Below are 2,496 nucleotides of genomic sequence, written 5' to 3'. Positions count from 1 at the left end.
ATGATCGATCCTTACTGGTACAATGTGAATGCCTTTCTTATTCCAATGTAACTTACTTTGAAACACTTTAACGATCTCTGAATCGGTGATAACGAAGCCCTAATTAAGCCTAATATAAGGCGTGATTTGTAAAAATGACGATCCTACTTGAAATGATAGCTATACGCCGTGGATAAAAGCGCGGGTGCACACCGTGAGGGTGTGAACGGTGCCCCTCTAGTTCTTTTCGGGTAGGGCGTTTCATTCTATTTTAAAATCATCACTTTTAAAAATTAGTTTTTTAGAGTTCATTAGCTTTTTTAGCGGCCTAACCTTTGAACTATGCAACAAGCTTTTAAACCAATTCACCCCGGCATTAACTCCAATAGCTAGGCGATACCACCGCCCAAATTTCATAAATAAGCTTATATTAAGTTGTACGATCATAGTATAGGCGTCCTACTTGATGAAAATAGACATATGTGCCTTAGAGGTCGCGAATGCGCATTTCGTGTTGCGTTAGGCGTGCGCAACTACCTTTTCACTGGTAGGGGAAGTTAGGATCATGATAAATTATATTTTTGTTATCTAGGTTTTTTACTAACTTTTTTCTTGTACTAGTCCACATAAGCGAACTAAACCAAGTCCCGTCGTTTACAATTTTCAAAACAATTTTATACCACCGCCCAAACTTCACGCCAATAACAATATTATTTTTAAAAACCGGGTCTTTAGCAATTAAGGCTGGCTGTTCTAAGATGTCTTGGGCTAAGTAGTAGTCAAATAGATCGGTATGGGTGTGCTTTTGCAAGTGGCTAACCATTTGCGCGCCTTGTAGTTTGACAACTGGCGTACTAGCCTCAACAATCTTTGTAATTTCTGGGCTTAGCGTAGCAAAATCCATAACCTTATTAACTTCTTTTGTCAATCCCACCAACTCCTTAAACCGCCTTTTCTTTTCCTCAATAGCCTTTAACACACCGCTAAGCTTTTCTTTAGCCTGATTGTTACCGGCGTAGCTTTCTAGCTTAGCCTTAAAAAAATTTTGTAGGTATTTGTAGGTATTTGGCTCAAAGGCAATTTTTGAATCAACAGCGGGCAAGTTACTTGGGGCTTTTTCTAAAATCTCAATCTTAGTGCCCCGACTTTCATTAAAAGCTTTTAGCCCGCGCTTGCTAACCATGTGCAACTGACACCTACAGCCCCAATCTAGCGGGGGGGTGTGTGTGTTCCAATAAGGGTCTTTGCGCGCTAGACAAACACCATCAAAGGCTAAATGCCGCGCCGCGCTATCATGCATGCTCTCAAAAATATAATACCAGCCATCGCCATTCTCGCTATTAGCATCACCCGGTGTATTTTCAAACTGCAACATTTTAGCCCGCGTGTGGCTATAAATCTTATTGTATTCAAAAATACGGCTTAAGCGTTTTTGTCCTAAATTTTGCACTAGATTAGGATTAGCCTTGAGAAAATCATGCAAGGTTTGCTTATTAGCTATGGCCTTTTCTAAGGCGTTTTGTACATCTATAGTTGTATCAATGCTGCCCACTTTGCTTAGCGCAAATACTCTTAAATGATCCTCAAATTTGAAAGTAGCCGGGTCTTTGATCAAAGTAGGTTGACGCGCCATTAACGCGGCGATACTTTCAAGATAGGGCATTGTAGGTGTCTATCAAATAATCTTGTGTGCTATCGCTTTCAAAAAGTTTATTAATTTGCTTTTCAATCTCAAAATCTAACGCGGGAGGCTTTTGTGTTATCTGTTTTTGAATGCTATTAACTTGCGTTAAACCGCCATTTAACCCCGGTTGAATACGGGTTAAAGGCACATTAAAGGCCTTTTGCAAAGTCTCTAAATCTACTTGTAAACCCATATCATAAAGGGCTTTATAAACTTGTACCTGTCTTGCCTCATCTACTTCTGTATTAGTATCAAGGCTAAGCACAAAGGGCGGGATTGGATCTAAATATAATTTAAAGGCCTCTTTTAGTGCCTCATTTAGTGCCACTGAGATAAAGCGCGCGTCAAATTCTAAAAACGATCGGCCTACATTTTCATGTACCGTGCCTAGTGCTTGTGTGCCTTTTTCTACCGCATTACCGGCTAAAACCTGCCCATTAATCACCTTACTGATGCATTCATCGCAATATCTTATAAAACTCAAAAAGGCATCTTTATCTACTGAGCCAGTCAACAAGTCTATTTGATCATCACTTCCAAACACACCTACAGAAGCCGATCGCAAATCCTCTAAATTATCTAACAATCTTTCAACGCTATTTTTTTCCAGATCGGGGCTTTTGGCCACTAGTGGTGGGATACTTAGATTTTCTAAATAGCTCATGTATTTACCAAGCGCGAGGTATTTAAGCGCACAGATAGAAACTACTCTGTAAGCGCTACTTTCATACAAATTTAGATCACAAACGCTAAGAATGTCGGGGCGGTTATCTAAATAGACTTTTTCCCCGCTTATGAAAATAAAAGGCCGTTTTTCTAATTGCCCATCATAG

General features: G+C 39.8%; 2 protein-coding genes. Both read right to left on the bottom strand.

Annotation, left to right across the window (positions count from 1 at the left end):
- Positions 1–520: 520 nt before the first annotated feature.
- Positions 521–1,642: a phage minor head protein gene (locus tag G6Q06_RS08220; protein ID WP_163566292.1), complete on the bottom strand. Its 1,122-nt coding sequence runs from the start codon at positions 1,640–1,642 to the stop codon at positions 521–523.
- Positions 1,629–2,496: phage portal protein family protein (locus tag G6Q06_RS08215; RefSeq protein WP_163566291.1), on the bottom strand; the 868-nt coding region annotated here is incomplete at its 5' end. The genes G6Q06_RS08215 and G6Q06_RS08220, both read right to left, overlap by 14 nt.

Origin of the sequence: Helicobacter suis (assembly GCF_902196135.1) — a bacterium.
GTDB classification, from domain to species: domain Bacteria; phylum Campylobacterota; class Campylobacteria; order Campylobacterales; family Helicobacteraceae; genus Helicobacter; species Helicobacter suis_A.
This window is presented reverse-complemented; position numbering and strand designations above follow the sequence as displayed.